Consider the following 23,691-nt stretch of genomic DNA (forward strand, 5'->3'; position numbering starts at 1 on the left):
CCCTCCGTGAACGGATCAGGCGGACCGTCCGGCCCGCCACGGGGCTGGCGCGCGGGGGGCAGGCCCCCGCGAGCGGGCTCAGTTCTTGGCGACCTTGTGCAGGTTCAGCAGGAAGGAAGGTTGCAGCGCGAAATTCTCGACCGCCTCGCTGGTCACCGCGTTCTGCTTCCAGTTGGCGACGAACAGCCAGGGCGCGTCGTCATGCACGATCTGCTGCACCTGCTTATAGGCATCCGCCCGCGCCGCCTGATCGGTCGCCACCCGCGCCGCTTCCAGCAGCGCATCCACGTCCGGGTTGGAATAATAGCCCGAGTTGAACCCGCCTTCATCCGGCATCGCCGCCGTGCGCAGGGTCAGGAAGGGCAGGGTGTCGGGGTCCGATGTCATCCAGGCCATCTCGGCCATGTCGCCCTTGCCTTCCAGCCCCGGATTCACCTCGCCCAGGAAGGTATTCCATTCATAGGTCTGGATTTCCGCATCCAGCCCCACGGCGGCCAGATCGGCCTGAATCGCCGTCGCCATCGCCACCGGATCGAGCATCCCCGACCCGCCCTCGGTCACCAGGAATTTCAGCTTGGTGCCTTCGGCCACGCCGGCCTCGGCCAGCAGCGCCCTGGCTTTCTCGGGATCATGGGGATAGGGCGCGACATCGGGATTATAGGCCCAGCCGAAAGCCGCCGGGATCGGGCCTTCGGCGACGGTCGCGGTGCCTTCCAGCACGTTATTGGCAATCGCCTCCTTGTCGACGGCATAGTTCACCGCCTGCCGCACCCTCTGATCGGTGAAGGGGCCTTCCTTCATGTTCAGCATCAGATACCAGACATGCGGGCCCGCCGCCTCGACGATGCGATAGCCGGACTGGAATTGCGACAGGCTGACCGGCGGCACCTCGACCATGACATCGATCCCGCCCGCCAGCATCTCGGCGGTGCGGGTATTGGCATCGGTGATCGGGCGGAAGACCACCGCCTGCAAAGGCGGCGCGCCGTCCCAGTAATCGGGATTGCCCTCGACCACCACGGCCTCGTTCGAGCGCCACTCGGCAAACCTGAACGCGCCCGAACCGACCGGATTGCGCCCGAAATCGGCGCCATGCTGTTCCACCGCGGCGGGCGACACGATGGCCCCGGTCGGCGTCGCCAGGTTCGACAGGAAGGGCGCATAGGCCTCGTTCAGGGTGAAGACCGCCGTGGCCGGGTCCACCGCCTCGACATTCTCGACCGAGGAGAAGAAGAAGGCCAGCGGGAAGGGGCCGGTATTGTAGAAGGGGTGATCCTCCTTCAGCATCCGGTCGAAGGTGAATTTCACCGCCTCGGCATCGACGGGGGTGCCGTCATGGAAACTGACCCCCGGACGCAGCTTGAACGTATAGGTCTTGCCGTCCTCGCTGATCTCCCAGCTTTCGGCCAGGGCCGGCTCGACCTCAAGCGTGCCGTCCTTGAAGCGCACCAGCCCGTCGTAAAGATTGACGAGAATGCGGAAGTCATTCGCCGCGGTCACCGCCTGCGGGTCCAGCGATTTCGGCTCGGCGATCTGGCCGACGATCAGCACGCCGGGCGGGGTCTGCGCCATCGCGGGGCGCAGCAGGGCAGCCGTGGCCAGCGTCGCGGCACTGGCGGTCAGAAGAAAGCGGCGGGTCAGGGAAAACTGGCGCATCTGGTCAAACTCCGTTGTCGGGGATTGCGGCCCTATTCTGGCTCTTCTTGATGTCTATTTATCATGATAATTTGCATCCGTCAATTTTCATGATAAATTACACAAAACACCCGCATGATAATTAGGCAGAGACCCGATGACCTTCTCGATTCTTGCGCAGGACCCGGAGAGCGGCCGGATGGGCGGGGCGGCGGCGACCGGCAGCCTTTGCGTCGGCGGCTGGGTGCTGCGCGGCGATATCCGCGCCGGCATGTCGGCCTGTCAGGGGGCCGCGCCCTCGACCTTCTGGGGCGAGGATGTGCTGGCGGCAATGCGTCGCGGCGCCACCGCCCCCGTGGCCGTGGCCGAGGTGATCGCCCCCGACCGGGGCCGGGAATGGCGCCAACTGACCGCGCTCGACCGAAAGGGCGGCACCGGCGGCCATAGCGGCAGCGACAATACCGACTGGAAGGGCCATCACGGCTTCGATCACGGCATCGTCGCCGGCAATATGCTGGCCGGCCCGGCGGTGCTGAAGGCACTGGCGCGCGGCTTCATGGACAGCACCGGGCCGCTTCATGCGCGGCTGATGGCAGCACTTCTGGCGGCAGAGACGGCGGGCGGCGATATTCGCGGGCTGAAATCGGCGGCGATTCTGGTCGTCGGCCCGGATATGGCGCCGCTCAGCCTGCGGGTGGACCTGTCCGACCGCCCGCTTGCGGCGCTGGAAACGCTGCTGCTTCGCGCCACCTCGGGCGATTACGCGCGCTGGGCGGCGCAGGTGCCCTGCCTCGACGACCCCCACAGGCGGCTGACCGACCACGACCAGTAGAACCCGCGCCGCCCGTCCTTCACGACAATTTACGCCCCGTTCGGCCCGGAAGGGGCGACGAACCTGTCCCGGCCCCTTGCGTCCCGGCGACTCTCAACTATAACCCCGGACGATTTGCCGACAGACATGCGCCAGGGGTCCAATATGCCGAAGAGAACCGACATCCAGTCCATCCTCATTATCGGCGCCGGACCCATCGTCATCGGGCAGGCCTGCGAGTTCGACTATTCCGGCGCCCAGGCCTGCAAGGCCCTGCGCGAGGAAGGCTACCGGGTCATTCTGGTGAACTCGAACCCGGCGACGATCATGACCGACCCGGAAATGGCCGACGCGACCTATATCGAGCCGATCACCCCCGAGGTGGTCGAAAAGATCATCGCCGCCGAACGTCCCGACGCGCTTCTGCCGACCATGGGCGGGCAGACCGCGCTGAACACGGCGCTGGCACTGGCCGATTCCGGGGCGCTGAACCGATACGGGGTGGAGCTGATCGGCGCACAGCGCGCCGCCATCGAAATGGCCGAGGACCGCAAGCTGTTCCGCGAGGCGATGGACCGGATCGGGCTTGAAAACCCCAAGGCCACGATCATCTCCGCCCCCAAGGACCCCAAGGGCCGCTACGATATCAATGCCGGCGTCGCCCAGGCCCTGAGCGCGCTGGAAGAAATCGGCCTGCCCGCCATCATCCGCCCCGCCTTCACCCTTGGCGGCACCGGCGGCGGTGTCGCCTATAACCGCGACGATTACGAAGCCATCGTGCGCTCCGGCCTCGATGCCAGCCCGGTTGCGCAGGTGCTGGTCGATGAAAGCCTGCTCGGCTGGAAGGAATACGAGATGGAGGTGGTGCGCGACCGCGCCGACAATGCCATCATCGTCTGCTCCATCGAAAACGTCGATCCGATGGGCGTCCATACCGGCGATTCGATCACCGTCGCCCCGGCGCTGACCCTGACCGACCGCGAATACCAGCGGATGCGCAACGGCTCGATTGCCGTGCTGCGCGAGATCGGCGTGGAAACCGGCGGCTCCAACGTGCAATGGGCGATCAACCCGGCGGATGGCCGCATGGTGGTGATTGAGATGAACCCGCGGGTCAGCCGCTCCTCGGCGCTGGCGTCCAAGGCCACCGGCTTCCCGATTGCCAAGATCGCCGCGAAACTGGCCGTGGGCTATACGCTGGACGAGCTCGACAACGACATCACCAAGGTCACGCCGGCCAGTTTCGAGCCCAGCATCGACTATGTCGTCACCAAGATCCCGCGCTTCGCGTTTGAGAAATTCCCGGGCAGCAAGCCCGAACTGACCACGGCGATGAAATCCGTGGGCGAGGTCATGGCCATCGGCCGGACCTTCCACGAATCGCTGCAAAAGGCGCTCGCCTCGATGGAGAACGGCCTGACCGGCCTTGACGAGATCGAGATCCCCGGCGCCGCCGAAGAGGGCAAGCCCGCCATCGTCCGCGCCCTGGCGAAGCAGACCCCCGACCGCATCCGCACCATCGCCCAGGCCATGCGCGAAGGCATGAACGATGACGAGATCCACAACGTCACCGCCTTCGAACCCTGGTTCCTCGCCCGCATCCGCGAGATCGTCGATGCCGAAAACGACATTCGCGCGAACGGCTTGCCCGGCGCCGAGGGCCTGCGTGCGCTGAAGATGATGGGCTTTTCGGATGCCCGCCTGTCCATCCTGACCGGCCTGGACGAAGCCGACATCCGCCGCACCCGCCACAACAACGGCCTGCGCCCGGTCTTCAAGCGCATCGACACCTGCGCCGCCGAATTCGAGGCCCAGACCCCCTACATGTATTCGACCTACGAAGCCCCGGCGATGGGCGAGGTGGAAAACGAGGCCCGGCCCTCCGACCGCAAGAAGGTCGTCATCCTCGGCGGCGGCCCGAACCGGATCGGGCAGGGGATCGAGTTCGACTATTGCTGCTGCCACGCCTGTTTCGCGCTGACCGATGCCGGCTATGAGACGATCATGGTCAACTGCAACCCGGAAACCGTCTCGACCGATTACGACACCTCGGACCGGCTTTATTTCGAACCGCTGACGCTGGAACACGTCCTCGAAATCCTCGCCATCGAACAGGAAAACGGCACGCTGCACGGCGTCATCGTCCAGTTCGGCGGCCAGACGCCCCTGAAACTCGCCAATGCGCTGGAGGCCGAGGGCATCCCGATCCTCGGCACCACGCCGGACGCCATCGACCTGGCCGAGGACCGCGAGCGTTTCCAGCAACTGCTCCACGAACTCGACCTGAAACAGCCCGTCAACGGCATCGCCCATAGCGACGAGGAAGCCCGCGACATCGCCGCCCGCGTCGGCTTCCCGCTGGTCATCCGCCCCTCCTACGTCCTTGGCGGCCGCGCGATGGAGATCGTGCGCGACATGGACCACCTCAACCGCTACATCACCCATGCCGTTGACGTGTCGGGGAAAAACCCGGTCCTGCTGGACAGCTACCTGTCCGGCGCGATCGAGGTCGATGTCGACGCGCTCTCCGACGGCCAGACCGTCCACGTCGCCGGCATCATGGAACATATCGAGGAAGCCGGCGTCCATTCCGGCGACTCGGCCTGTTCGCTTCCGCCCCACACGCTCGACCCCGCGACCATCGAGGAACTCAAGCGCCAGACCGTCGCCATGGCCCTGAAACTGGGCGTGGTCGGGCTGATGAACGTGCAATTCGCCATCAAGGACGGCGCGATCTATGTGCTGGAGGTCAACCCCCGCGCCTCGCGCACCGTCCCCTTCGTCGCCAAGGCCACCGACAGCGCCATCGCCTCCATCGCCGCGCGGCTGATGGCCGGGGAACCCATGTCGAACTTCCCCGACCGCGCCCCCTATCCGGAAGGCGCCGGACCCGAAGACCCGCTGCCCTTCGCCGACCCGCTGACGCTGGCCGACCCGATCACGCCGTGGTTTTCCGTGAAAGAGGCCGTGCTGCCCTTCGCCCGCTTCCCCGGCGTCGACACGCTGCTCGGCCCCGAGATGCGCTCGACCGGAGAGGTCATGGGCTGGGATCGCAACTTCCCGCGCGCCTTCCTGAAGGCCCAGCTTGGCGCCGGCACCGTGCTGCCCGATGCCGGCATGGTCTTCATCTCGATCAAGGATGCCGACAAGACCGCCGATCTCGCCGCCGCCGCCCGCGACCTGGTCCAGATGGGCTTCGGCATCATTGCCACCAGCGGCACCGCCGATTTCCTGGCCGCAAACGGCGTCGAGAGCGCCCGCGTCAACAAGGTCTATGAGGGCCGCCCGAACATCGTCGACCGCCTGAAGAACGACGAGATCGCCATGGTCCTGAACACGACCGAGGGCGCCCAGGCCATCGCCGACAGCCGCGAAATCCGCGCCGTCGCGCTCTATGACAAGATCCCTTATTTCACCACGGCGGCCGGGAGCATCGCGGCGGTTGCGGCGATCAGGTCGCGTGGGGAAGGGGAAGTTGGGGTGAGAAGTCTGCAGGCGTGAGGATCAAGAGTGAATCAAGAAAGTCGCCTACTATAATACATTGAATTCGTTTGTTTATATAAAAGTTCGCTTGCGAAAGCTAGCTCTCCATCAAGAATGGATCAAGAGTTCCTACGCCCAGATGGGCACGTATCCTGCTCTGGGATGCTGGGGATCTGCTACGCGTATCAACTCTTGGTCGAGCGCCCTCTTGATCACCTGAGAGGCCTGCGCAGCATTGCGCGGATCAATCCCGAATCGCTCACATAGACTGACGTTTCGCATGCGATCACCTGCTAGAAACCGCAACACGGCGTGAAAATAGCAGGCTCTGACTCGCTCCTCTGGGGTCATATCCGCAAAGGTTCGCGGGCCATATAAGCAGACTTGCATCGAACTTTCGCTATCTCGCAGCAGTGGTGGCGGAAGTTGTGACAACTCCACCTCCGTGAGAACCTTATCCAAGCCGCTTCCCTGCTCCTCACAAAAGCCCATGCGGCGCATCAACGATGCCAAGGCCTCATTGCGCGAGCGCGGCGCCAAATCAATCATCCTTTGTGGGTCGACAAGAGGTTTGCCGGGATTGGTAATCTCCAGCCTGTCTTCAAACAACTCTACGAGGGGGCCCGCGCCGCTGATGGTCATATCCTGATGAATCAGTGCGTTCGCAACGAGCTCTCTTACGGCAAGTTCCGGATATAACGGTTCAGCTGCTCGAAGCGCCCTTCCAATGTGCTCATTCCTCGGAATTTGCGAGTCAATATAGTCCATAAGTCCTTGAAAACCGGCTGCGTAACCCCGTTTGCCATCCCTGCGATGTTGAACTGCCGATGCACGAGTCCGTCCTGCATAGGAAATGAACCTCACGGCTTTGCGCGCGAGCGACGGTGGGAAATCCTCCAGATTGGATGCAAAGAGTATCGCGCCGAGGTTGCTGATATTCCATCTGTTACCCACATCGCGGGCGATCAGCCGATCTGCCGACATACGATCCAAGATGGCTGCTGAGCTATCTGGCAATTGCTGGCCGGTGAGCTTGAAGTAGCTCGTGAAGTCGAGCAACTGCAAGATGTCCCCTGCTTCGACGAACGAAACCGCAACCCCCGATTCCCAGTGATATGGCCGAAGTCGGTCGATCAGCTTTTGATATCTCTCGGGATAGTCTGACAACTTTGGCGTGGCGGGACCGATTCTGATATACGGGACTCCGCCTACGGCCACAGGTGCGTTAAGCGCCGCCGGTATCTCCAATATTACCACCGATCCAGCTTGATGGTTCAGGGTTCTAAACTCGAAGGCGGGGCTGGGTTGAAGCTGGTTAGCCAGCCACAAGCTGAGGACCTGATTTCCGACTGTTGCCTTGTCAGGAATAAACGTCGTGCCTACCACATCTCGGCTAGCGTCACGCACACCCCAAATGATAAACGCCGCATCCTTGCCGGCTAGTCGAGCTTCGTTGGATAGAGCCGAGCAAAGCTTTGCGATTAGTTGAGGATCAGCGTTATTTTCCTTAAACTCCAGCCATGACGTTTCGGCCGGAAGGCTAAGCAAATCCTCCAGCAAAGCACTATCTCGTTCTTCCGACATTTGGCCCCACAGAAACTTCGAGTGCCGCCAATTTTTCATCAGAACTGTAGTTGGTCAACTCGCGGCGGTTCTATGCTCACGCACCCTTCGCCGCCCCCTACCCATCCCGCACCTTCATCCAGGCCATCAGATCCTCCCGCTGCCCCCGTGTCTCCTCGCCCATCGGCACGCCCGGCTCCTCGCTCATCTCCCGGGCGAGGTCTTCGCCCAGAAGATCCTCATATTCCGCCTGCACCCCGCCCCAGCCGGGTTTCCGGCCGTCGAGCCCTTCTTCCGCGCGGCGTTTCAGGTAATCCATCGTCTCGGCCCCGCGCAGCAGCCCGGCCAGACGCGCATGCATGAAGCTGCGCAGGACCGCGTTCAGGCGCGGCTGCCAGCCCGGCCCCATGTCGCGGAAGAATTTCACCACGTCGCCATCCAGCCGGATCGAGATGCGTTCCTTCTTCGGCACCGAGCCCTCGGCCGCGATCTCGTGCCAGGCGTCGGGGATGCGCCCCTCGGTCAGGACGCGCTGATGCAGGTCCCATTCCAGCCGCCGCATCGCATCGGCCATGTAGTGGTAATTCGCCCGCCGCGCCGTCTCTGCCCGTGTCATGCCGGTCCCTTTCCGCTGATCGGGCCATCATGGCAGGGTCGGATGAAAAAGGGGTAAACGCGGCGCGCGTTCTGTCCGGGCGGGATATGGACGGGGTATGTACGCGTTATGGACGCGATATTACCCCTCCGAAAACGGGTCGGGATCGTAACCCACCCCGGTCAGCGACAACCCCATGGGCGGGCAGACCGGCCCGCAGGCCGCCCGGTCCCGCGCCGCCAGCGCCGCCCCGACACGGGCCGGCGCCCAGGCCCCGGCGCCCACGCGTTCCAGCGTGCCGACAATGCTACGCACTTGATTATGCAGGAAACTTCTGGCCCGCAGGTGAAAGCGGATCTCCTGCCCGGCAGGGTAATCCAGCGCCTCGATGCGGATCTCGTCCAGCGTCTTCACCGGGCTGGCCGACTGGCACATGGTGCTGCGGAAGGTGGTAAAGTCATGCCGACCCACAAGATATTGCGCACCCTCGTGCATCGCATCAATATCCAGTGGTTTCAGCACCTGCCAGACCCGCCCCCGATCCGCCACCACCGGCGCGCGGCGGGCGACCAGCCGGAAGCTATAGCGCCGCTCCAGCGCCGAAAACCGGGCATGGAAATCCGCCGGCACCTGCGCCACCGCCGTCACAGCAACCGGCGCCGGCTTGAGGTGCCAGTTCAGCGCTTCTGCCAGCTTAAACCCTTGCCATTCCTTGACTAAATCGGCGTGAAACACCTGGCCAGAGGCATGAACCCCGGCATCCGTCCGCCCCGCCGCCGCGATCCGCGCACCCGTCCCGAAGCCCGGATCGAGCTTCGCCAGCGCCGCCTCGATCGCGCCCTGCACGCTGGGATGCTCGGCCTGCGCCTGCCAGCCGGCAAAGGGCGCGCCATCATATTCGACCCGAAAAGCGTAACGCGGCATCAGTCCGGCTTCCGCCCCGCCTTCACGGTTTCCCGTATGAGATCAGTCAGTTCCATGCCCCGCCGATCCTCCAGCACCGCCTCGGTCGGGCGCACGCCTTCGCGCGCCAGCCGCTCGCGCAGGACCTGCATCTCGATATCGAAATCGGTTCGTCCTTCCTCGATCAGAGAGCGCGTCCTTGCCGCGAAATTCCCCTCCAGATCGCTCAGCAGCGCCTCGTAATCCGCCCGTGCCGCAGCATCCCGGGTCTGCGCATAAAGGTCGGCGAACTTCACCGTCGCATCGCGCGCACCCATCAGGTAGACGCCCAGATAACGCCGCGCGGCAGCCAGATCGCCGGGGTCTTCCTCGACCCGGCGGAACAACTCGCGCGCGGTTTCGGCGAAGACAGCGACGCGGGCCTGAAGCCGGGCATCGCCGCTGCGCAGGATCGCATCCTGCGTCCCCTTCAGATAGCCTTCGCCCTCGGCCACGAAGCGGGCCACGCGGTCCTGCTGGAAGCTGTCGATGCCCTCCATCCCCTTGTCGCGCATCGGATCGGGACCGAAGGCCAGATAATGCAGCGCCAGCCCGGCCATGCCGATCAGTGCCGCACCCGCCACAGCCCCCGGAGCCCAGGCCCCGATGGCAAGGCCGAGCCCGGTCAGCACACCGCCCGCCAGCTTGCGCGGCCAGGCCGGGCGGCGGGCCACGCGCCGCGCGTCATAGGCGGCCTCGGCCTGCAGCCCTTCGCGGGTCAGCACCCCGCCAAGCGCCACGATGCCGAAGGCGGCAAGATTGGTGACCAGCCCCAGCGGGCCCTGCCAGAAAGCGCCGATCAGAAAGGGGATCGCGGCGACCGTGATCCATTTCACCCGCGATTCCAGCGGATGCGCCGGCGCGCCCTTCGGCTGCGGCATGTCCTGCGCCCCCGGCGAATAGCGCCCGCCAAACCGTTGAGCCATGACCCGCCCTTATGCCGCGCCGGCCAGCGACGCATAAAGCGTCAGCAGGATCAGCAGGTAGAATGACAGCCTTTGCGTGGCTTTTCGGGACATCGCTTTCTCCGTTTCACCGGTCAAGGAACAGATGGGCCGCGCGGTCCCGGATTGCAACCGGCAGCTCAGAAGCTGCGGGTGCGGCGGTCGAAGACCTTCTGGCCCATCATCGAACCGACGAGGTCCACCATCAGCTTTGCCGTGCGTCCGCGCTCGTCGAGGAAGGGGTTCAACTCGACAAGATCGAGCGAGGTGACGAGGCCGGATTCGTGCAGGATCTCGCAGACCAGATGCGCCTCGCGGAAGGTGGTGCCGCCGGGGACCGTGGTGCCGACCGCCGGCGCAATCCCGGGATCGAGGAAATCCACGTCGAGCGAGACATGCAGAAGCCCGTTTGCGGCCCGGACCCGTTCGAGGAATTCGCGCAGGGGGGCGACGATGCCGCGCTCGTCCAGCACGCGCATGTCGTTCACGGTGATCTCGGTTTCCTGAAGCATGGCATGTTCGGCAGGATCGACGCTGCGGATGCCGAACATGCAGATGTTTTCGGCCGGGACCGGGGCGGGAAAATCGGGGAAGGGGGCGAAGCCGGGACGGCCGGCGGCATAGGCCATGGGCGTGCCATGCAGGTTGCCCGAGGTCGTCGTCTGCGGCGTATGAAAATCGCTGTGGGCGTCCAGCCAGATCACGAAAAGCGGGCGACCGGCCGCCTTGGCATGGGCCGCGACGCCCGCCACGGTGCCAAGCGCCAGCGAGTGATCGCCGCCCATGAAGATCGGCATCCCGTCCGGCATGGCCGTCTGCGCCGCTGATGACAATGCCTCGGTCCAGGCGATGACCTCGGGCAGGTGGTGGATGGCGGCGTTGGTATGAGTATGGGCAGCGGCGGGCGCGGGGGCGACATCGCCGCGATCCTCGAGCGTATGGCCGAGCGATTGCAGCACCGGGCCAAGCCCCGCCACGCGATAGGCCGATGGCCCCATCATGCAGCCGGGCACGCGCTGCCCCTCGTCCACCGGGGCGCCGATCAGGATGCAATGGGTCATGGCTGGCCTTTCCTTTTGCGTTGTCAGCAAGATAGGCGCCCGGCCTTGGCGACGCCAGTCCCGCCTTAGCCGAGCTTGCCGATGGCCGAGGCGATCAGCGAAACGCCGGACAGGAACAGCAGAGCCAGAGCCGCCTTGCGGATCGTGGCCGGCTGGACCGGCGGCGGGAAGCGGCGGGCAAGCCATGTGCCCAGCACGACAGCAGGTGCGGCCCCGGCGGCGCTGATCAGCAATGCCTGGGTGATGCCGCCGCTGGCGATCACCAGCCCGGTGCGCAGGATCTGGGTCAGGAAGAAGACCGAAACCAGCGTCACGCGCACCGCCGCCAGCGGCATCGGCTGGCGGTAAAGGTGCCAGATCACCGGCGGGCCGGTGGTGGCGAACAGCCCGCCCATGGTGCCGCCGATCAGGCCGGACAGGAAGAAGGTGACAGGGGGCGAGCGTGTCTCTCGCAGCGTCGGGCGTGCCGCCAGTTGCGCCGCCGATCCGGCGATCACCAGCCCGAGCAGCAGTTGCAGCAGGCCAAGCGCCGTCCCCGCCAGCCAGTTGAGCAGGAAAAACCCCGCGATCAGCGCCGGGAATGCACCCAGCAGGATCAGCCGCAAAGCCGGGCGGTCCACATCGCGCCAGCCGCGCGACAGCACCAGCATCGCATTGACCAGCACCAGAAGCGAGGTGATCGCCGCCGCCTGCGGCACCGGCATCAGCCCAAGCGCGCCCGTCGCCCCCATCAGGATCAGCCCGAGCGCGAAGCCGGTCAGCGTCTGCACCCAGGCGGCAAGTGCGGCGATGGCCCAGAAGATCAGGATCCCGGGCTCAAACGTCATGCAGGGTCAGGCCCGTATGCCCTTGAAGCGCTCGGTCCATTCCTCGCGCTCATCGTCGGCGATCTTGGCGAAGAGGTTGTCGGGCACCGTGAAGGCATGGCCGGGGGGCAGGGCGCTCAGGGCCGTGTCGATGTCATCGGGCCAGCTGTCGCCGCTGTTCATCGCCTCGCGCAGCGCAGCAGCGGTGAAGGGGATGAACGGGGCCGAGAGGCTGGCATAAAGCGCGATCAGGTTCAGGCCGAGACGGACCTGCATCGCGGCCTCGACCGGGTCTTCCTTGAAGGTGGACCAGGGCGCGGCGGCCTGCAGGTATTCGTTGCCCAGAACCCAGATGGCGCGCAATTCGCCGGCGGCCTTGCGGACCTCCATCCCGTCCATGAAGCCTTCATAGGCGCGGATGCGCGCGGTCAGCGCGGCAGCGAGATCGCGCTCTGCCTCGCCCCATGCGCCGCCCTCGGGGACGGCTTCGCCGAATTTCGAGCGGCAGAACTTGGTGATCCGGCTGACGAAATTGCCCAGCACATCGGCCAGGTCCTTGTTCACCGATTGCTGGAAATTCTCCCAGGTGAACTCGCTGTCGCCGGATTCGGGCGCGTGGCTGAGAAGCCACCACCGCCAGTAATCCGCCGGCAGCAGCGACAGCGCGTCATCCATGAACACGCCGCGCCCCTGAGAGGTGCTGAACTGCCCGCCGTCATAGGTCAGGTAGTTGAAGCTTTTTATGTAATCGACCAGCTTCCACGGCTCGCCCGAGCCCATGATCGTGGTCGGAAAACCGAGCGTGTGGAAGGGCACGTTATCCTTGCCCATGAACTGGGTATAGGTCACGTCCCCGGCGCCCTTGTCGGTGCGCCACCAGCGTTCCCAGTCGCCGCCATTCGCATCGGCCCATTCGGCGGTCGCGCCGATATATTCGATGGGCGCGTCGAACCAGACATAGAAGACCTTTCCCTCCATCCCCGGCCAGGGTTGGTCGCCCTTCTGCACCGGCACCCCCCAGTCGAGATCGCGGGTGATGCCGCGATCCTGCAGCCCGTCGCCGTCGAACAGCCATTTTTTCGCGATCGAGGTGGTCAGCACCGGCCAGTCGGTCTTGCTGTCGATCCAGGCGGCGATCTGGTCCTTCATCGCCGATTGGCGCAGGTAAAGATGCTTGGTCTCGCGCACTTCAAGGTTGGTGCTGCCGGAAATGGTGCTGTGCGGGTTGATCAGGTCGGTCGGATCGAGCTGCTTGGTGCAGTTCTCGCATTGATCGCCGCGCGCCTTTTCATAGCCGCAATTCGGGCAGGTGCCCTCGATATAGCGGTCGGGCAGGAAGCGGCCGTCGTCGATGGAATAGACCTGCTTTTCGCTGATTTCGTTGATCAGCCCGGCCTCGTCCAGCTTGCCGGCGAGATGCTGGGTCAGCCAGCGGTTCTGGGCGCTTGAAGACCGCCCGTAATGATCGAAGCTGAGCCCGAAACCCGCCGCCAGTTTCGACTGTTCGGCATGCATCCGGGCGCAATATTCGGCCACCGGCTCGCCGGTCTTGGCGGCGGCGAGTTCAGCCGGCGTGCCGTGTTCGTCGGTGGCGCAGATGAACATCACCTCATGGCCGCGACCGCGCAGGTAACGCGCGTAAAGATCCGCCGGCAACTGGCTGCCGACGAGATTGCCCAGATGCTTGATGCCGTTGATATAAGGCAGGGCGGAGGTGATGAGATGGCGTGCCATTTGCGTCCCCGGAGATATGTCGCGCGTATGTAACCCCTGCCGGGCGGGTTGGAAAGGGTTCGGGCGCTTCCATGGCGCCGCAGGATGAGCGCCGCGCATGTAGATCATGCGCAACATGAATTTGTCGACGGGTTGCGAGGCTGCTACAAGCGCCTCTTGTATCCGAGACAGGGGTTTTCCGTGGCCGCACTTCCGCTTTCGCCCGTATTCGATCAGCTCAAGACGCTGGCCCGGGACCGTATCCTGATCCTCGACGGGGCGATGGGCACGCAGATCCAGGATCTCGGCCTATCCGAGGACGACTATACCGGCCATGGCGCGGGCTGCGCCTGCCATATCCACTCGGACCATCCGCAGAAGGGCAATAACGACCTTCTGAACCTGACCCGCCCCGAGGCGATCGAGGAAATCCATTACCGCTATGCCAAGGCCGGCGCGGATATCGTGGAAACCAACACCTTCTCCTCGACCACCATCGCGCAGGCCGATTACGGGCTGCAGGACAAGGTCTATGACCTGAACGTCGAAGGCGCGCGGCTGGCCCGTGCGGCGCTGGATCGGGCGACGGCGGAAGACGGGCGGCCGCGTTTCGTGGCCGGCGCGCTTGGGCCGACGAACCGCACCGCCTCGATCAGCCCGGATGTGAACAATCCCGGCTTCCGGGCGGTCACCTTCGATCAGCTGGCGACGGCTTATGCGGAGCAGATCCGGGGGTTGATGGATGGCGGCGCCGACCTGATCCTGATCGAGACGATCTTCGACACGCTGAATGCCAAGGCTGCCGTCTTCGCCTGCGAACAGGTCTTCGTCGAAAAGAACCTGCGCCTGCCGGTGATGATCTCGGGCACGATCACCGACCTGTCGGGGCGCACGCTGTCGGGCCAGACGCCCACCGCCTTCTGGCATTCGATCCGCCACGCCCAACCCCTGACCATCGGGCTGAACTGCGCCCTTGGCGCCGAAGCCATGCGCCCACATCTGGCCGAGATCTCGGACGTGGCCGACACGCTGGTCTGCGCCTATCCCAATGCCGGCCTGCCGAACGAGATGGGCGCTTACGACGAAACCCCCGCCCAGATGGCCGCGCAGGTGGCCGAATTCGCGCGCGAGGGTCTGGTCAATATCGTCGGCGGCTGCTGCGGCTCGACCCCCGAACATATCCGCGCCATTGCCGAGGCCGTGGCGGGCATCGCGCCCCGCGAAATCCCCGAGATCGCGCCGGCCCTGCGCCTTTCGGGGCTGGAGCCGTTTACGAAGACCGCCGACATTCCCTTTGTGAACGTGGGCGAACGCACCAACGTCACCGGCTCGGCCCGTTTCCGCAAGCTGATCACCAATGGCGATTTCGCGGCGGCGCTGGATGTGGCCCGCGATCAGGTCGAGAACGGCGCCCAGATCATCGACATCAACATGGATGAGGGCCTGATCGACAGCGAAAAGGCCATGGTCGATTACCTGAACCTGATCGCCTCGGAACCCGATATCGCCCGGGTGCCGATCATGGTCGATTCCTCGAAATGGGAGGTGATCGAGGCCGGGCTGAAATGCATTCAGGGCAAGCCGGTGGTGAACTCGATTTCCCTGAAAGAGGGCGAGGAAGCCTTCCTGCATCACGCGCGCCTGTGCCGTGCCTACGGGGCGGCGGTGGTGGTCATGGCTTTTGATGAGACCGGGCAGGCCGATACCGAAAACCGCAAGGTCGAGATCTGCACCCGCGCCTATGAGATCCTGACGCAGGAGGTCGGCTTCCCGCCCGAGGATATCATCTTCGACCCGAACATCTTCGCCGTGGCGACGGGAATCGAGGAACACGACAATTACGGCGTCGATTTCATCAACGCCACCCGCCGGATCGTCCAGACCCTGCCGCATGTCCATATCTCGGGCGGGGTCTCGAACCTTTCCTTCAGCTTCCGCGGCAACGAACCGGTGCGCGAGGCGATGCATGCGGTCTTCCTTTACCACGCCATTCAGGCGGGGATGGATATGGGCATCGTCAATGCCGGCCAACTGGCCGTCTATGACCAGATCGACGAGGAACTGCGCGAGGCCTGCGAGGATGTGGTCCTGAACCGCCGCGCCGATTCGACCGAGCGGATGCTGGAACTGGCCGAGAAATATCGCGGCGAGGGCGGGGCCAAGGCGCGCGAAAAGGACATGAGCTGGCGCGAATGGCCGGTCGAGAAGCGGCTGGAACATGCGCTGGTGAACGGCATCACCGAATTCATCGAGGGCGATACCGAGGAAGCCCGCGCCAAGGCCGACCGCCCGCTGCATGTCATCGAAGGCCCGCTGATGGCGGGGATGAACGTGGTCGGCGACCTGTTCGGGGCCGGCAAGATGTTCCTGCCGCAGGTGGTGAAATCGGCCCGCGTGATGAAGCAGGCCGTGGCCTACCTGCTACCCTATATGGAGGCCGAGAAGGCCGCGAGCGGAGAGGCCAATACCAACGGCAAGATCCTGATGGCGACGGTGAAGGGCGATGTGCATGACATCGGCAAGAACATCGTCGGCGTCGTGCTGGCCTGCAACAATTACGAGATCATCGACCTTGGCGTGATGGTCCCGGCGACCAAGATCCTTGAGGTTGCAAAGACCGAGAAGGTCGATGTGATCGGGCTGTCCGGGCTGATCACGCCCTCGCTCGACGAGATGGTGCATGTGGCCTCCGAGATGGAGCGCGAGGGCTTCCATATCCCGCTTCTGATCGGCGGCGCGACCACCAGCCGCGTGCATACGGCAGTCAAGATCAACCCGCGCTATCACAAGGGCCAGACGGTCTATGTCACCGATGCCAGCCGCGCGGTCGGCGTGGTCTCGAACCTGCTGTCGGATCAGAAGGCCGATTATGTCGCGAATATCCGCAGCGAATACGAGGACGTGGCCGAGAAATACAATCGCGGCGACAAGAACAAGCGCCGCCTGCCTTTGGCCGATGCCCGCGGCAATGCGGTGAAGGTCGATTTTGCCAACTGGCAGGCAACCGCGCCGCAATTCTTCGGCCCCCGTGTGATCGAGGATTTCGATCTGGCCGAGATCGCCCGCTATATCGACTGGACCCCGTTCTTCCAGACATGGGAAATGAAGGGCGTCTATCCGCGCATCCTCGACGATGCAAAGCAGGGCGAGGCGGCGCGAGCGCTCTTTGCCGATGCGCAGGCGATGCTGGAAAAGATCGTCCGCGAAGGCTGGTTCAAACCGCGCGCGGTGGTGGGTTTCTGGCCCGCGAACCGGATCGGCGACGATATCCGGCTTTATACCGATGAAAGCCGCAGTCAGGACCTCGCCACCTTCCACACCCTGCGCCAGCAGGTCGAGAAGCGCGAGGGTCGACCGAATGTCGCGCTGTCGGATTTCGTGGCCCCCGTCGGTCAGCCGGATTATGTCGGCGGCTTCGTGGTGACCTCAGGCCCGCAGGATCACGAGATCGCAGCCCGCTTCAAGGCCGAGGCCGACGATTATTCCGCGATCATGGTGCAGGCGCTGTCGGATCGTTTCGCCGAGGCGCTTGCCGAGATGATGCATGAACGCGTCCGCCGCACGCATTGGGGCTATGCCGCGGGCGAGGATTTCAGCAATGAGGAACTGGTCGCCGAAAGCTATGCCGGCATTCGCCCCGCGCCCGGCTATCCGGCGCAGCCCGATCATACCGAAAAGCGGACCCTGTTCGATCTGCTGAAGGCGACCGAAGCGACCGGGGTCGAACTGACGGAATCCATGGCGATGTGGCCGGGATCCTCGGTCTCGGGTCTCTATATCGGGCACCCGGAGGCCTATTATTTCGGCGTCGCCAAGGTCGAGGCCGATCAGGTCGCGGACTACGCCGCCCGCAAGGGCATGGACCTGGCCGAGGCCGAACGCTGGCTGGCCCCTATCCTGAATTATGTGCCGGGTCAGATGGTGGCGGCGGAATAGACGGTATCAGCGAGCTGACCGTGCGCGTTGTGGGACTTGGTGCGACAATTGCCGCAACTGCCCGCCGGCCCGCTGTCCAGAAGCCCTGACCTAGACCGGCAGGAAGGTGGTGGATTTCAGCTCTTCCATGGACAGAAGTGCTGTTACGTTGAAGATCTTCACCTCGGCAATCAGCGCCTGATAGAAGGCGTCATAGGCGCGCGCATCCGATACCCGCAGCTTGACGATATAGTCGATCTCGCCGGCCAGGCGATGCGCCTCCAGCACTTCGGGGCGCGATTGCAGCGCGGCTAGGAACTTCTTCTGCCAGCCGGCCTCGTGCTCGCTGGTGCGGATCAGCACGAAGAAACAGGTGCCCCGCCCGACCGAATCCGGGTCCAGAATCACCGTCTGCCGGGTAATGACGCCAGCATCCTTCAGCTTGCGGATGCGGTTCCAGACCGGCGTCTTCGACGAGCCGATCTTGCGGGCGATATCGTCCAGCGACTGGCTGGCATCTTCCTGCAATTCGGTAAGGATTTTCCGGTCCAGTGCATCAAGCCGGAGTTTCTTTTCGCTGAGATCGTCCATGGCGGGGTTTTGTCCTGTATCGCGGCGTCAGGGGAACAATATTCCTTATTTCCCGCAGATACTAGCGCGAACATGGAAAAATATTCCATATTATCGCCAGCACAAACGGAGATTCGCCATGGCACGCGCATTTGAGCCTGTCGTCATATCGGCCAACGACCTGTTCGACGGTCGCACCATCTATCTGACCGGCAAGGATGAGTGGGTTCCCCATCTGCGCCAGGCCGAGCTGATCACCGACGAGGAACATGCCCGTCATCGCATGGCCCATGCGCTGGCGCTGTCGGATCACGCTGTCGGCGTCTTTCTGGCACCCGCCAAGGCCGGCCCCGACGGGCCAGAGCCGGGTCATCCGCGCGAGGCGTTCCGGGCTTATGGCCCCTCGAACTATTTCCACGGCAAGCAGGCAGAGGACGCGTAATGTATCAGCATTCCGAATTCGACCGGGCCTTCGTCGTCGACCGCGCCGCGCGGTTCCGCGATCAGGTACATCGCCGCATCTCCGGCGCGCTGACCGAGGATGAGTTTCGCCCGCTCAGGCTGATGAACGGCGTCTATCTGCAGCTTCACGCCTATATGTTCCGCATCGCCATTCCCTATGGTACGATCAGCCCCGACCAGTTGCGCCAGCTGGCCCATATCGCGGATCGCTGGGACAAGGGTTACGGGCATTTCACCACCCGCACGAATATCCAGTTCAACTGGCCGAAGCTGGTCGATATTCCCGACATGATGGACAGCCTGGCCGAGGTCGGGATGCACGCCATCCAGACCTCGGGCAATACCATCCGCAACGTGACCGCCGACCATTTCGCCGGCGCTGCGGCTGACGAGATCGCCGATCCGCGCCCCTATGCGGAACTGATCCGGCAATGGTCCACCGATCACCCGGAATTCCAGTTCCTGCCGCGCAAGTTCAAGATCGCCATTTCCGGCAGCCCGAACGACCGCGCGGTGGTGAAATCCCACGATATCGGCTTGCGGATGCTGTCTCGGGACGGCGTGACCGGGTTCGAGGTCTCGGTCGGCGGTGGCCTCGGCCGGACGCCGCTGGTCGGCAAGGTGGTGCGCGATTTCGTGCCCGCCGTCGATCTGCTGCCCTATCTGGAAGCGATCCTCTCGGCCTATAACACCGTCGGGCGGCGCGACAACAAGTTCAAGGCCCGGCTCAAGATCGCCGTGCTGGAACTGGGGATCGAGCATATCCGCGAACTGGTCGAGGCCCGCTTCAAGGAAATCCGCCCGCAATTCGACGGCTCGGACCAGCAGGTCCTGGCCGAGATCGCCACGCAGTTCCGCGCCCCCGATCTGGTCTCGGGCCGCGGCACCGAAGTTTACGACGCGGCGCGCAAGGCCGATCCGATCTTCCGCGCCTGGAGCGATACCAACCTGCATGGCCACAAGCACCCGGATTACGCGATTGCCACCATCTCGCTGAAAAAGCATGGCGAGACCCCCGGCGATGCGAGTTCCGACCAGATGCGCCTGATCGCCGATCTGGCCGAGAAGCTGGGTCATGGCGATATCCGCATCAGCCATGAACAGAATGTGGTCCTGCCGCATGTCCACAAGGCCGATCTTCCGGTGCTGCACGCGGCGCTGCGCGAGGCCGGGCTGGGTACCGCCAATCTGGGGCTGATCAGCGACATCATCGCCTGCCCGGGGCTGGATTACTGCGCATTGGCGACGGCGCGCTCGATCCCGATCGCCCAGCAGATCGCCACCCGCTTCGACGAGCTGAAGCTGGAACACGAGATCGGCGAATTGAAGATCAAGATTTCCGGCTGCATCAATGCTTGCGGGCATCACCATGTCGGCCATATCGGCATTCTCGGTCTCGACCGCGCGGGCGTTGAAAACTATCAGGTCACGCTTGGCGGCGACGGGACCGAGACCATGGCGGTCGGCGAACGCGCCGGCCCCGGCTTTTCGAAGGACGAGATCATTCCGGCTATCGAGCGTCTCGTTCAGGGCTATCTGGCCGTGCGCGAGGATGCATCGGAAACCTTCCTGCAGGCCTATCGCCGGCTTGGCCCGGAACCGTTCAAGGCTGCGCTTTATCCCGCCAAGGAGGCCGCATGATGGCGAATGTCGTGGCCATTCCGACGCGGGCGGCGCGGATCGCGGCGCTGAACACCCGCTATCGCCATCATGCGGCGATCAAGGTGCTGGGCGATGCCCTGCAGGACAAGGAACTGGGCCGCGTCGCCATGGTGTCCTCCTTCGGGGCGGATTCGGTGGTGCTCTTGCACATGCTGTCGCTGGTTGAGCGTAACACCCCGGTCCTGTTCATCGACACGCAGATGCTGTTTCCCGAGACGCTGATCTACCAGTCGCAGGTGGCCTCGAAGCTTGGCCTGACCGACCTGCGCACGATCCGGGCCAATCCGACCGCGATCAACGCTGCCGACCCGGACGGGGACCTGCATGGCCGCGATCCCGATGCCTGCTGCGACCTGCGCAAGACCGTGCCGCTGAACCGCGCGCTCGCGGATTTCGACAGCTGGATCACCGGCCGCAAGCGCTTTCAGGGTGCCGACCGCGCGGCGCTGGAATTCTTCGAGGAAGACCCGGCTGGCCCGCGCATCAAGATCAACCCGCTGGCCCATTGGGATGCCCGCGACGTGGCCGATTACATCGCCAACAACCACTTGCCGCGCCACCCGCTGGTGGCTAAAGGCTATCCCTCGATCGGCTGCCAGCCCTGCACCAGCCCGGTGCTGGAAGGCGAGGATCCCCGTGCCGGGCGTTGGCGCGGGCTGGACAAGACCGAATGCGGGATCCATTTCGTGAACGGAAAAATGCAACGTATCGCCCCGGCCGAACCTGTCGTCTTCACCCCCGAAGAAGGCCGTCCGGTCATCGTGCGCGATGCGGGCTTCGGACCCGAGGACTGGACCGGCCCGATCCTCGAACTGGCGCCTGAGGCCGATCTGGATGATCCGAACCTGCATTACATGGACGCGCCGATGATCCGCATCGCCTTCCCGAGCTTCTCGGACGGGCGCGGCTTTACGCTGGCGCGGCGCCTTCGCGTCGCCGGCTACAAGGGCCGGCTGCGGGCGCAGGGCCATGTCATCGCCGACCAGTTCCCGATGGCGCGCCGCTCGGGCTTCGACGAGGTCGAGATCGACTTCGCCCTGGCCAAGCGCCAGCCGTGGGAATTGTGGAAGCGCTCGGCCGAGGTCGCGCCGTCCTATCTGAACCGGCTCGGCCGCAGCGCCTGACGCCGCCACGTCACGCTTGCCCCCGGACGGATGGCGGGGATGATGGGCAAAACTCCAAGGAGGTTTCCCATGTCCCTGCCGCCCATCCTGTCGCATCTGCGCATTCCGGTCATCGCCTCGCCGATGTTCATCGTCTCGGGGCCGGAACTGGTCATCGCGCAATGCAAGGCCGGGATCGTCGGCAGCTTCCCGGCGCTGAATGCGCGCGAGAAAGAGGGCGAGCCGATCCAGCTCGACGCCTGGCTGACCCGGATCGGCGAGGAACTGGACCGCCACAATCAGGCCAATCCCGACCGGCCTGCAGCGCCCTTCGCCGTCAACCAGATCGTGCACCGCTCGAACGCCCGGCTGGAACGCGATATCGAGATCTGCGTGCGTCACAAGGTGCCGCTCTGGATCACCTCGCTCGGTGCCCGGCCCGAGGTGAACGAGGCCGCGCATTCGGTCGGCGGCGTGGTCCTGCACGATATCATCAACAACACCTTCGCCCGCAAGGCCATCGAGAAGGGTGCCGACGGGCTGATCGCGGTGGCGGCGGGGGCGGGCGGTCATGCCGGGATGCAGTCACCCTTCGCGCTGATCCAGGAGATCCGGCAGTGGTTCGACGGTCCGCTGGCGCTGTCGGGTGCCATCGCCACCGGTCGCGCGGTGCTGGCTGCGCAGGCGATGGGCGCCGATCTGGGCTATATCGGCAGTCCCTTCATCGCCACCGAGGAGGCCAATGCCGTCCCCGACTACAAGCGGATGATCGTCGAATCGGGGGCCGAGGACATCGTCTATTCCTCGCTTTTCACCGGGGTGCACGGGAATTATCTGAAACCCTCGATCCGGGCCGCCGGGCTGGACCCGGACGATCTGGAACATGCCGACCCGAGCAGCATGAATTTCGGTCAGGGCTCCTCCAAGCCCAAGGCATGGAGCGCGATCTGGGGCGCCGGTCAGGGCATCGGTGCCATTGGCGAGGTGCAGCCCGCCGGCGCCTATATCGACCGTCTGGCGCGGGAATATGCCGAGGCACGGGCGGCGCTTGCCCTGTGACGGCCTTTGGCTGCGCCGAAGCGCAGGTCAGGGGGTGCCGAACAGTTCCACCGCCGCATCGCTGATCTCGGCCAGGGGACCGTAGAAGATCAGGGCGGGCGCGGCGCTTGGGCCTTCGCGGACAAGCGCCTCTGCCAGCGCGCCGATGGTCCCGCGCCGGATTTTTTGGGCGGGCTGGGTCACGGCCTCGGCGATCAGGGCCGGGGTGTCGGGCGACATGCCATGGGCGATCAGCCCCCGGGCGAGGTCGGGAAAGCTGCGCTGCCCCATGAAGACCACCGTCACCGCATGGGAATCGGCAAGCGCGGCCCAGTTCAGGTCGGTGGGCAGCTTGCCGGTCACATCGGCGCCGGTCACATATTGCACCCGCCGCGCCGTCAGCCGCCGGGTCAGCGGCAGGGCAGCCGCCGCCGCCGCCGCATTGACCGAGGATACGCCCGGCACGATCTCGAAGGGCAGGCCGGCACCGCGCACGGCGGCCAGTTCTTCCTCCAGCCGACCGAACATGCCGGAATCGCCGGATTTCAGCCGCACGACGCGGCGACCTGCCCGGGCATGTTCCAGGATCAGGGCATTCACCGCCTCTTGCTTGGCACTTGGCCGCCCGGCGCGCTTGCCGACCGGGATCAGTTCCGCCTGGGCAGCCAGCGCCAGGATCGGACCCGAGGACAGGTCGTCGTAAAGGACCACCTCGGCACGGGCCAACCTGTCGGCCGCACGCCGGGTCAGAAGCTCCGGATCGCCGGGGCCAGAGGAAACGAAGGATACATAGCCGTTCATGAATCTTCCGTTACCCGTTTCAGCCGCATTGGCAAGAGGCCGCTGCCTGTGCGACAGTCCGGAAAGCACGACTCCCGAGACCCCTGGACCCGAGATGCCGGACTTTCAGCTGGACGATTTCCTGCCCTATCTTCTGACCAACGCGGCCGAGGCGACCGGACGGGCCTTCTCGGCGCATTACCGCGACGCTTACGGCATGTCGCGCGCGCAATGGCGGATCATGGCCCATCTGGGGCGCGGCACGCCCTTGACCGCGACCGATATCTGCACCCGCGCCCATCTGGAAAAGTCGAAGGTTTCGCGCGCCGTTTCGGGGCTGGAAGAGGCCGGATATCTGGCGCGCAGCCCGTCCAGCAAGGACAGACGGGCCGAGCTTCTGTCCCTGACCGAGGCGGGCCGGCGCGTCCATGCCGACCTTGCCACCCATGCGCGGCGCTTTCAGGCCGCGCTGACGGATCGGCTCGGCGTCGAGGAGGTGGACGGTCTGGCGAAGCTGCTGCGCGCGCTTGGCGAGGGCTGAGAGCGGCGACTTGCGCCAAAACCGCCTCTGTGTTAGTTGCGTTTGCAACCGATAACGCGAGGATGGG

The 23,691-nt window shown here is 64.7% G+C and carries 18 protein-coding genes and 1 pseudogene; 9 read left to right on the forward strand and 10 right to left on the reverse strand.

From position 1 onward, the window contains the following. Positions 1–78: 78 nt before the first annotated feature. Positions 79–1,656, reverse strand: a complete 1,578-nt coding sequence (locus Q0330_RS13850) for an ABC transporter substrate-binding protein (protein ID WP_299480495.1) — start codon at positions 1,654–1,656, stop codon at positions 79–81. Between the two features lie 136 nt (positions 1,657–1,792). Here Q0330_RS13850 and Q0330_RS13855 point away from each other — a divergent pair, with 136 nt between their 5' ends. Then, the gene (locus tag Q0330_RS13855; protein WP_299480498.1) at positions 1,793–2,467 is read left to right on the forward strand and encodes a DUF1028 domain-containing protein; all 675 of its coding nucleotides are present in this window, start codon (positions 1,793–1,795) and stop codon (positions 2,465–2,467) included. A 144-nt stretch (positions 2,468–2,611) separates the two neighbouring features. Next, positions 2,612–5,947, forward strand: coding sequence for a carbamoyl-phosphate synthase large subunit (gene carB / locus Q0330_RS13860; RefSeq protein ID WP_299480500.1), 3,336 nt, complete (start codon positions 2,612–2,614; stop codon positions 5,945–5,947). 111 nt (positions 5,948–6,058) lie between these two features. On the opposite strand, the gene Q0330_RS13865 is transcribed toward carB, so the two are convergent. The 7 genes from Q0330_RS13865 to metG all read right to left on the reverse strand — a co-directional run bounded on the left by Q0330_RS13865 (position 6,059) and on the right by metG (position 13,574). Next, a complete protein-coding gene (locus Q0330_RS13865) occupies positions 6,059–7,552 on the reverse strand; it encodes an ATP-binding protein (protein ID WP_299480502.1) in 1,494 nt (497 codons plus the stop codon). A 58-nt stretch (positions 7,553–7,610) separates the two neighbouring features. Continuing rightward, entirely contained in the window at positions 7,611–8,108 is a 498-nt protein-coding gene (locus Q0330_RS13870) for a BrnA antitoxin family protein (protein ID WP_299480505.1), read from the reverse strand. A 120-nt stretch (positions 8,109–8,228) separates the two neighbouring features. Next, entirely contained in the window at positions 8,229–9,011 is a 783-nt protein-coding gene (gene truA / locus Q0330_RS13875; RefSeq protein WP_299480509.1) for a tRNA pseudouridine(38-40) synthase TruA, read from the reverse strand. Continuing rightward, positions 9,011–9,955: a 5-bromo-4-chloroindolyl phosphate hydrolysis family protein gene (locus Q0330_RS13880; protein WP_299480512.1), complete on the reverse strand. Its 945-nt coding sequence runs from the start codon at positions 9,953–9,955 to the stop codon at positions 9,011–9,013. The genes truA and Q0330_RS13880 overlap by 1 nt, the downstream gene beginning before the upstream one ends. Before the next feature lie 158 nt (positions 9,956–10,113). Further along, positions 10,114–11,034: an arginase gene (gene rocF, locus Q0330_RS13885; RefSeq protein ID WP_299480515.1), complete on the reverse strand. Its 921-nt coding sequence runs from the start codon at positions 11,032–11,034 to the stop codon at positions 10,114–10,116. 65 nt (positions 11,035–11,099) lie between these two features. Beyond that, the gene (locus tag Q0330_RS13890; RefSeq protein WP_299480517.1) at positions 11,100–11,861 is read right to left on the reverse strand and encodes a sulfite exporter TauE/SafE family protein; all 762 of its coding nucleotides are present in this window, start codon (positions 11,859–11,861) and stop codon (positions 11,100–11,102) included. Between the two features lie 6 nt (positions 11,862–11,867). Further along, positions 11,868–13,574, reverse strand: a complete 1,707-nt coding sequence (metG, locus tag Q0330_RS13895; protein WP_299480520.1) for a methionine--tRNA ligase — start codon at positions 13,572–13,574, stop codon at positions 11,868–11,870. Between the two features lie 180 nt (positions 13,575–13,754). Between metG and metH the strand changes: the two genes are divergently transcribed. Beyond that, complete coding sequence (gene metH / locus Q0330_RS13900; protein WP_299480523.1) at positions 13,755–17,489, forward strand: methionine synthase; 3,735 nt, start codon at positions 13,755–13,757, stop codon at positions 17,487–17,489. Between the two features lie 90 nt (positions 17,490–17,579). Here metH and Q0330_RS13905 read toward each other — a convergent pair whose 3' ends face one another. Further along, positions 17,580–18,059: an Lrp/AsnC family transcriptional regulator gene (locus tag Q0330_RS13905; protein WP_299480526.1), complete on the reverse strand. Its 480-nt coding sequence runs from the start codon at positions 18,057–18,059 to the stop codon at positions 17,580–17,582. 118 nt (positions 18,060–18,177) lie between these two features. On the opposite strand from Q0330_RS13905, the gene Q0330_RS13910 reads away from it, so the two are divergent. The 5 genes and pseudogenes from Q0330_RS13910 (at position 18,178) to Q0330_RS13930 (ending at position 22,324) form a co-directional block, all read left to right on the forward strand. After that, the gene (locus Q0330_RS13910) at positions 18,178–18,480 is read left to right on the forward strand and encodes a DUF2849 domain-containing protein (protein WP_299480529.1); all 303 of its coding nucleotides are present in this window, start codon (positions 18,178–18,180) and stop codon (positions 18,478–18,480) included. Then, positions 18,480–20,141, forward strand: a complete 1,662-nt coding sequence (locus Q0330_RS13915) for a nitrite/sulfite reductase (protein WP_299480532.1) — start codon at positions 18,480–18,482, stop codon at positions 20,139–20,141. Before Q0330_RS13910 ends, Q0330_RS13915 begins: the two co-directional genes overlap by 1 nt. Next, positions 20,141–20,863 (forward strand): annotated as a pseudogene (locus Q0330_RS13920) (phosphoadenylyl-sulfate reductase); the annotation flags it as partial. The gene Q0330_RS13915 and the pseudogene Q0330_RS13920, both read left to right, overlap by 1 nt. Next, entirely contained in the window at positions 20,861–21,286 is a 426-nt protein-coding gene (locus Q0330_RS13925; protein ID WP_299480797.1) for a DUF934 domain-containing protein, read from the forward strand. The pseudogene Q0330_RS13920 and the gene Q0330_RS13925, both read left to right, overlap by 3 nt. Positions 21,287–21,355: 69 nt before the next feature. Next, the gene (locus Q0330_RS13930) at positions 21,356–22,324 is read left to right on the forward strand and encodes a nitronate monooxygenase family protein (protein WP_299480535.1); all 969 of its coding nucleotides are present in this window, start codon (positions 21,356–21,358) and stop codon (positions 22,322–22,324) included. A 27-nt stretch (positions 22,325–22,351) separates the two neighbouring features. On the opposite strand, the gene cobA is transcribed toward Q0330_RS13930, so the two are convergent. Then, positions 22,352–23,104 carry a uroporphyrinogen-III C-methyltransferase gene (gene cobA, locus Q0330_RS13935; RefSeq protein WP_299480538.1) on the reverse strand — a complete coding sequence of 251 codons (753 nt, stop codon included), beginning with the start codon at positions 23,102–23,104 and terminating at the stop codon, positions 22,352–22,354. A 94-nt stretch (positions 23,105–23,198) separates the two neighbouring features. Here cobA and Q0330_RS13940 point away from each other — a divergent pair, with 94 nt between their 5' ends. Beyond that, positions 23,199–23,624 carry a MarR family winged helix-turn-helix transcriptional regulator gene (locus Q0330_RS13940; RefSeq protein WP_299480541.1) on the forward strand — a complete coding sequence of 142 codons (426 nt, stop codon included), beginning with the start codon at positions 23,199–23,201 and terminating at the stop codon, positions 23,622–23,624. The last annotated feature ends 67 nt before the right edge of the window (positions 23,625–23,691 follow it).

The organism is uncultured Paracoccus sp. (assembly GCF_937873615.1).
In the GTDB taxonomy this organism is placed as follows: Bacteria; Pseudomonadota; Alphaproteobacteria; order Rhodobacterales; family Rhodobacteraceae; genus Paracoccus.

Excerpts from the sequence above, each read along its gene's own strand:
- Q0330_RS13850 (WP_299480495.1), bottom strand. The coding sequence starts at position 1,656 with ATGCGCCAGTTTTCCCTGACCCGCCGCTTTCTTCTGACCGCCAGTGCC.
- Q0330_RS13855 (WP_299480498.1), top strand. The coding sequence starts at position 1,793 with ATGACCTTCTCGATTCTTGCGCAGGACCCGGAGAGCGGCCGGATGGGC.
- carB (WP_299480500.1), top strand. The coding sequence starts at position 2,612 with ATGCCGAAGAGAACCGACATCCAGTCCATCCTCATTATCGGCGCCGGA.
- Q0330_RS13865 (WP_299480502.1), bottom strand. The coding sequence starts at position 7,552 with ATGAAAAATTGGCGGCACTCGAAGTTTCTGTGGGGCCAAATGTCGGAA.
- Q0330_RS13870 (WP_299480505.1), bottom strand. The coding sequence starts at position 8,108 with ATGACACGGGCAGAGACGGCGCGGCGGGCGAATTACCACTACATGGCC.
- truA (WP_299480509.1), bottom strand. The coding sequence starts at position 9,011 with ATGCCGCGTTACGCTTTTCGGGTCGAATATGATGGCGCGCCCTTTGCC.
- Q0330_RS13880 (WP_299480512.1), bottom strand. The coding sequence starts at position 9,955 with ATGGCTCAACGGTTTGGCGGGCGCTATTCGCCGGGGGCGCAGGACATG.
- rocF (WP_299480515.1), bottom strand. The coding sequence starts at position 11,034 with ATGACCCATTGCATCCTGATCGGCGCCCCGGTGGACGAGGGGCAGCGC.
- Q0330_RS13890 (WP_299480517.1), bottom strand. The coding sequence starts at position 11,861 with ATGACGTTTGAGCCCGGGATCCTGATCTTCTGGGCCATCGCCGCACTT.
- metG (WP_299480520.1), bottom strand. The coding sequence starts at position 13,574 with ATGGCACGCCATCTCATCACCTCCGCCCTGCCTTATATCAACGGCATC.
- Q0330_RS13905 (WP_299480526.1), bottom strand. The coding sequence starts at position 18,059 with ATGGACGATCTCAGCGAAAAGAAACTCCGGCTTGATGCACTGGACCGG.
- Q0330_RS13910 (WP_299480529.1), top strand. The coding sequence starts at position 18,178 with ATGGCACGCGCATTTGAGCCTGTCGTCATATCGGCCAACGACCTGTTC.
- Q0330_RS13915 (WP_299480532.1), top strand. The coding sequence starts at position 18,480 with ATGTATCAGCATTCCGAATTCGACCGGGCCTTCGTCGTCGACCGCGCC.
- Q0330_RS13925 (WP_299480797.1), top strand. The coding sequence starts at position 20,861 with ATGCAACGTATCGCCCCGGCCGAACCTGTCGTCTTCACCCCCGAAGAA.
- Q0330_RS13930 (WP_299480535.1), top strand. The coding sequence starts at position 21,356 with ATGTCCCTGCCGCCCATCCTGTCGCATCTGCGCATTCCGGTCATCGCC.
- cobA (WP_299480538.1), bottom strand. The coding sequence starts at position 23,104 with ATGAACGGCTATGTATCCTTCGTTTCCTCTGGCCCCGGCGATCCGGAG.
- Q0330_RS13940 (WP_299480541.1), top strand. The coding sequence starts at position 23,199 with ATGCCGGACTTTCAGCTGGACGATTTCCTGCCCTATCTTCTGACCAAC.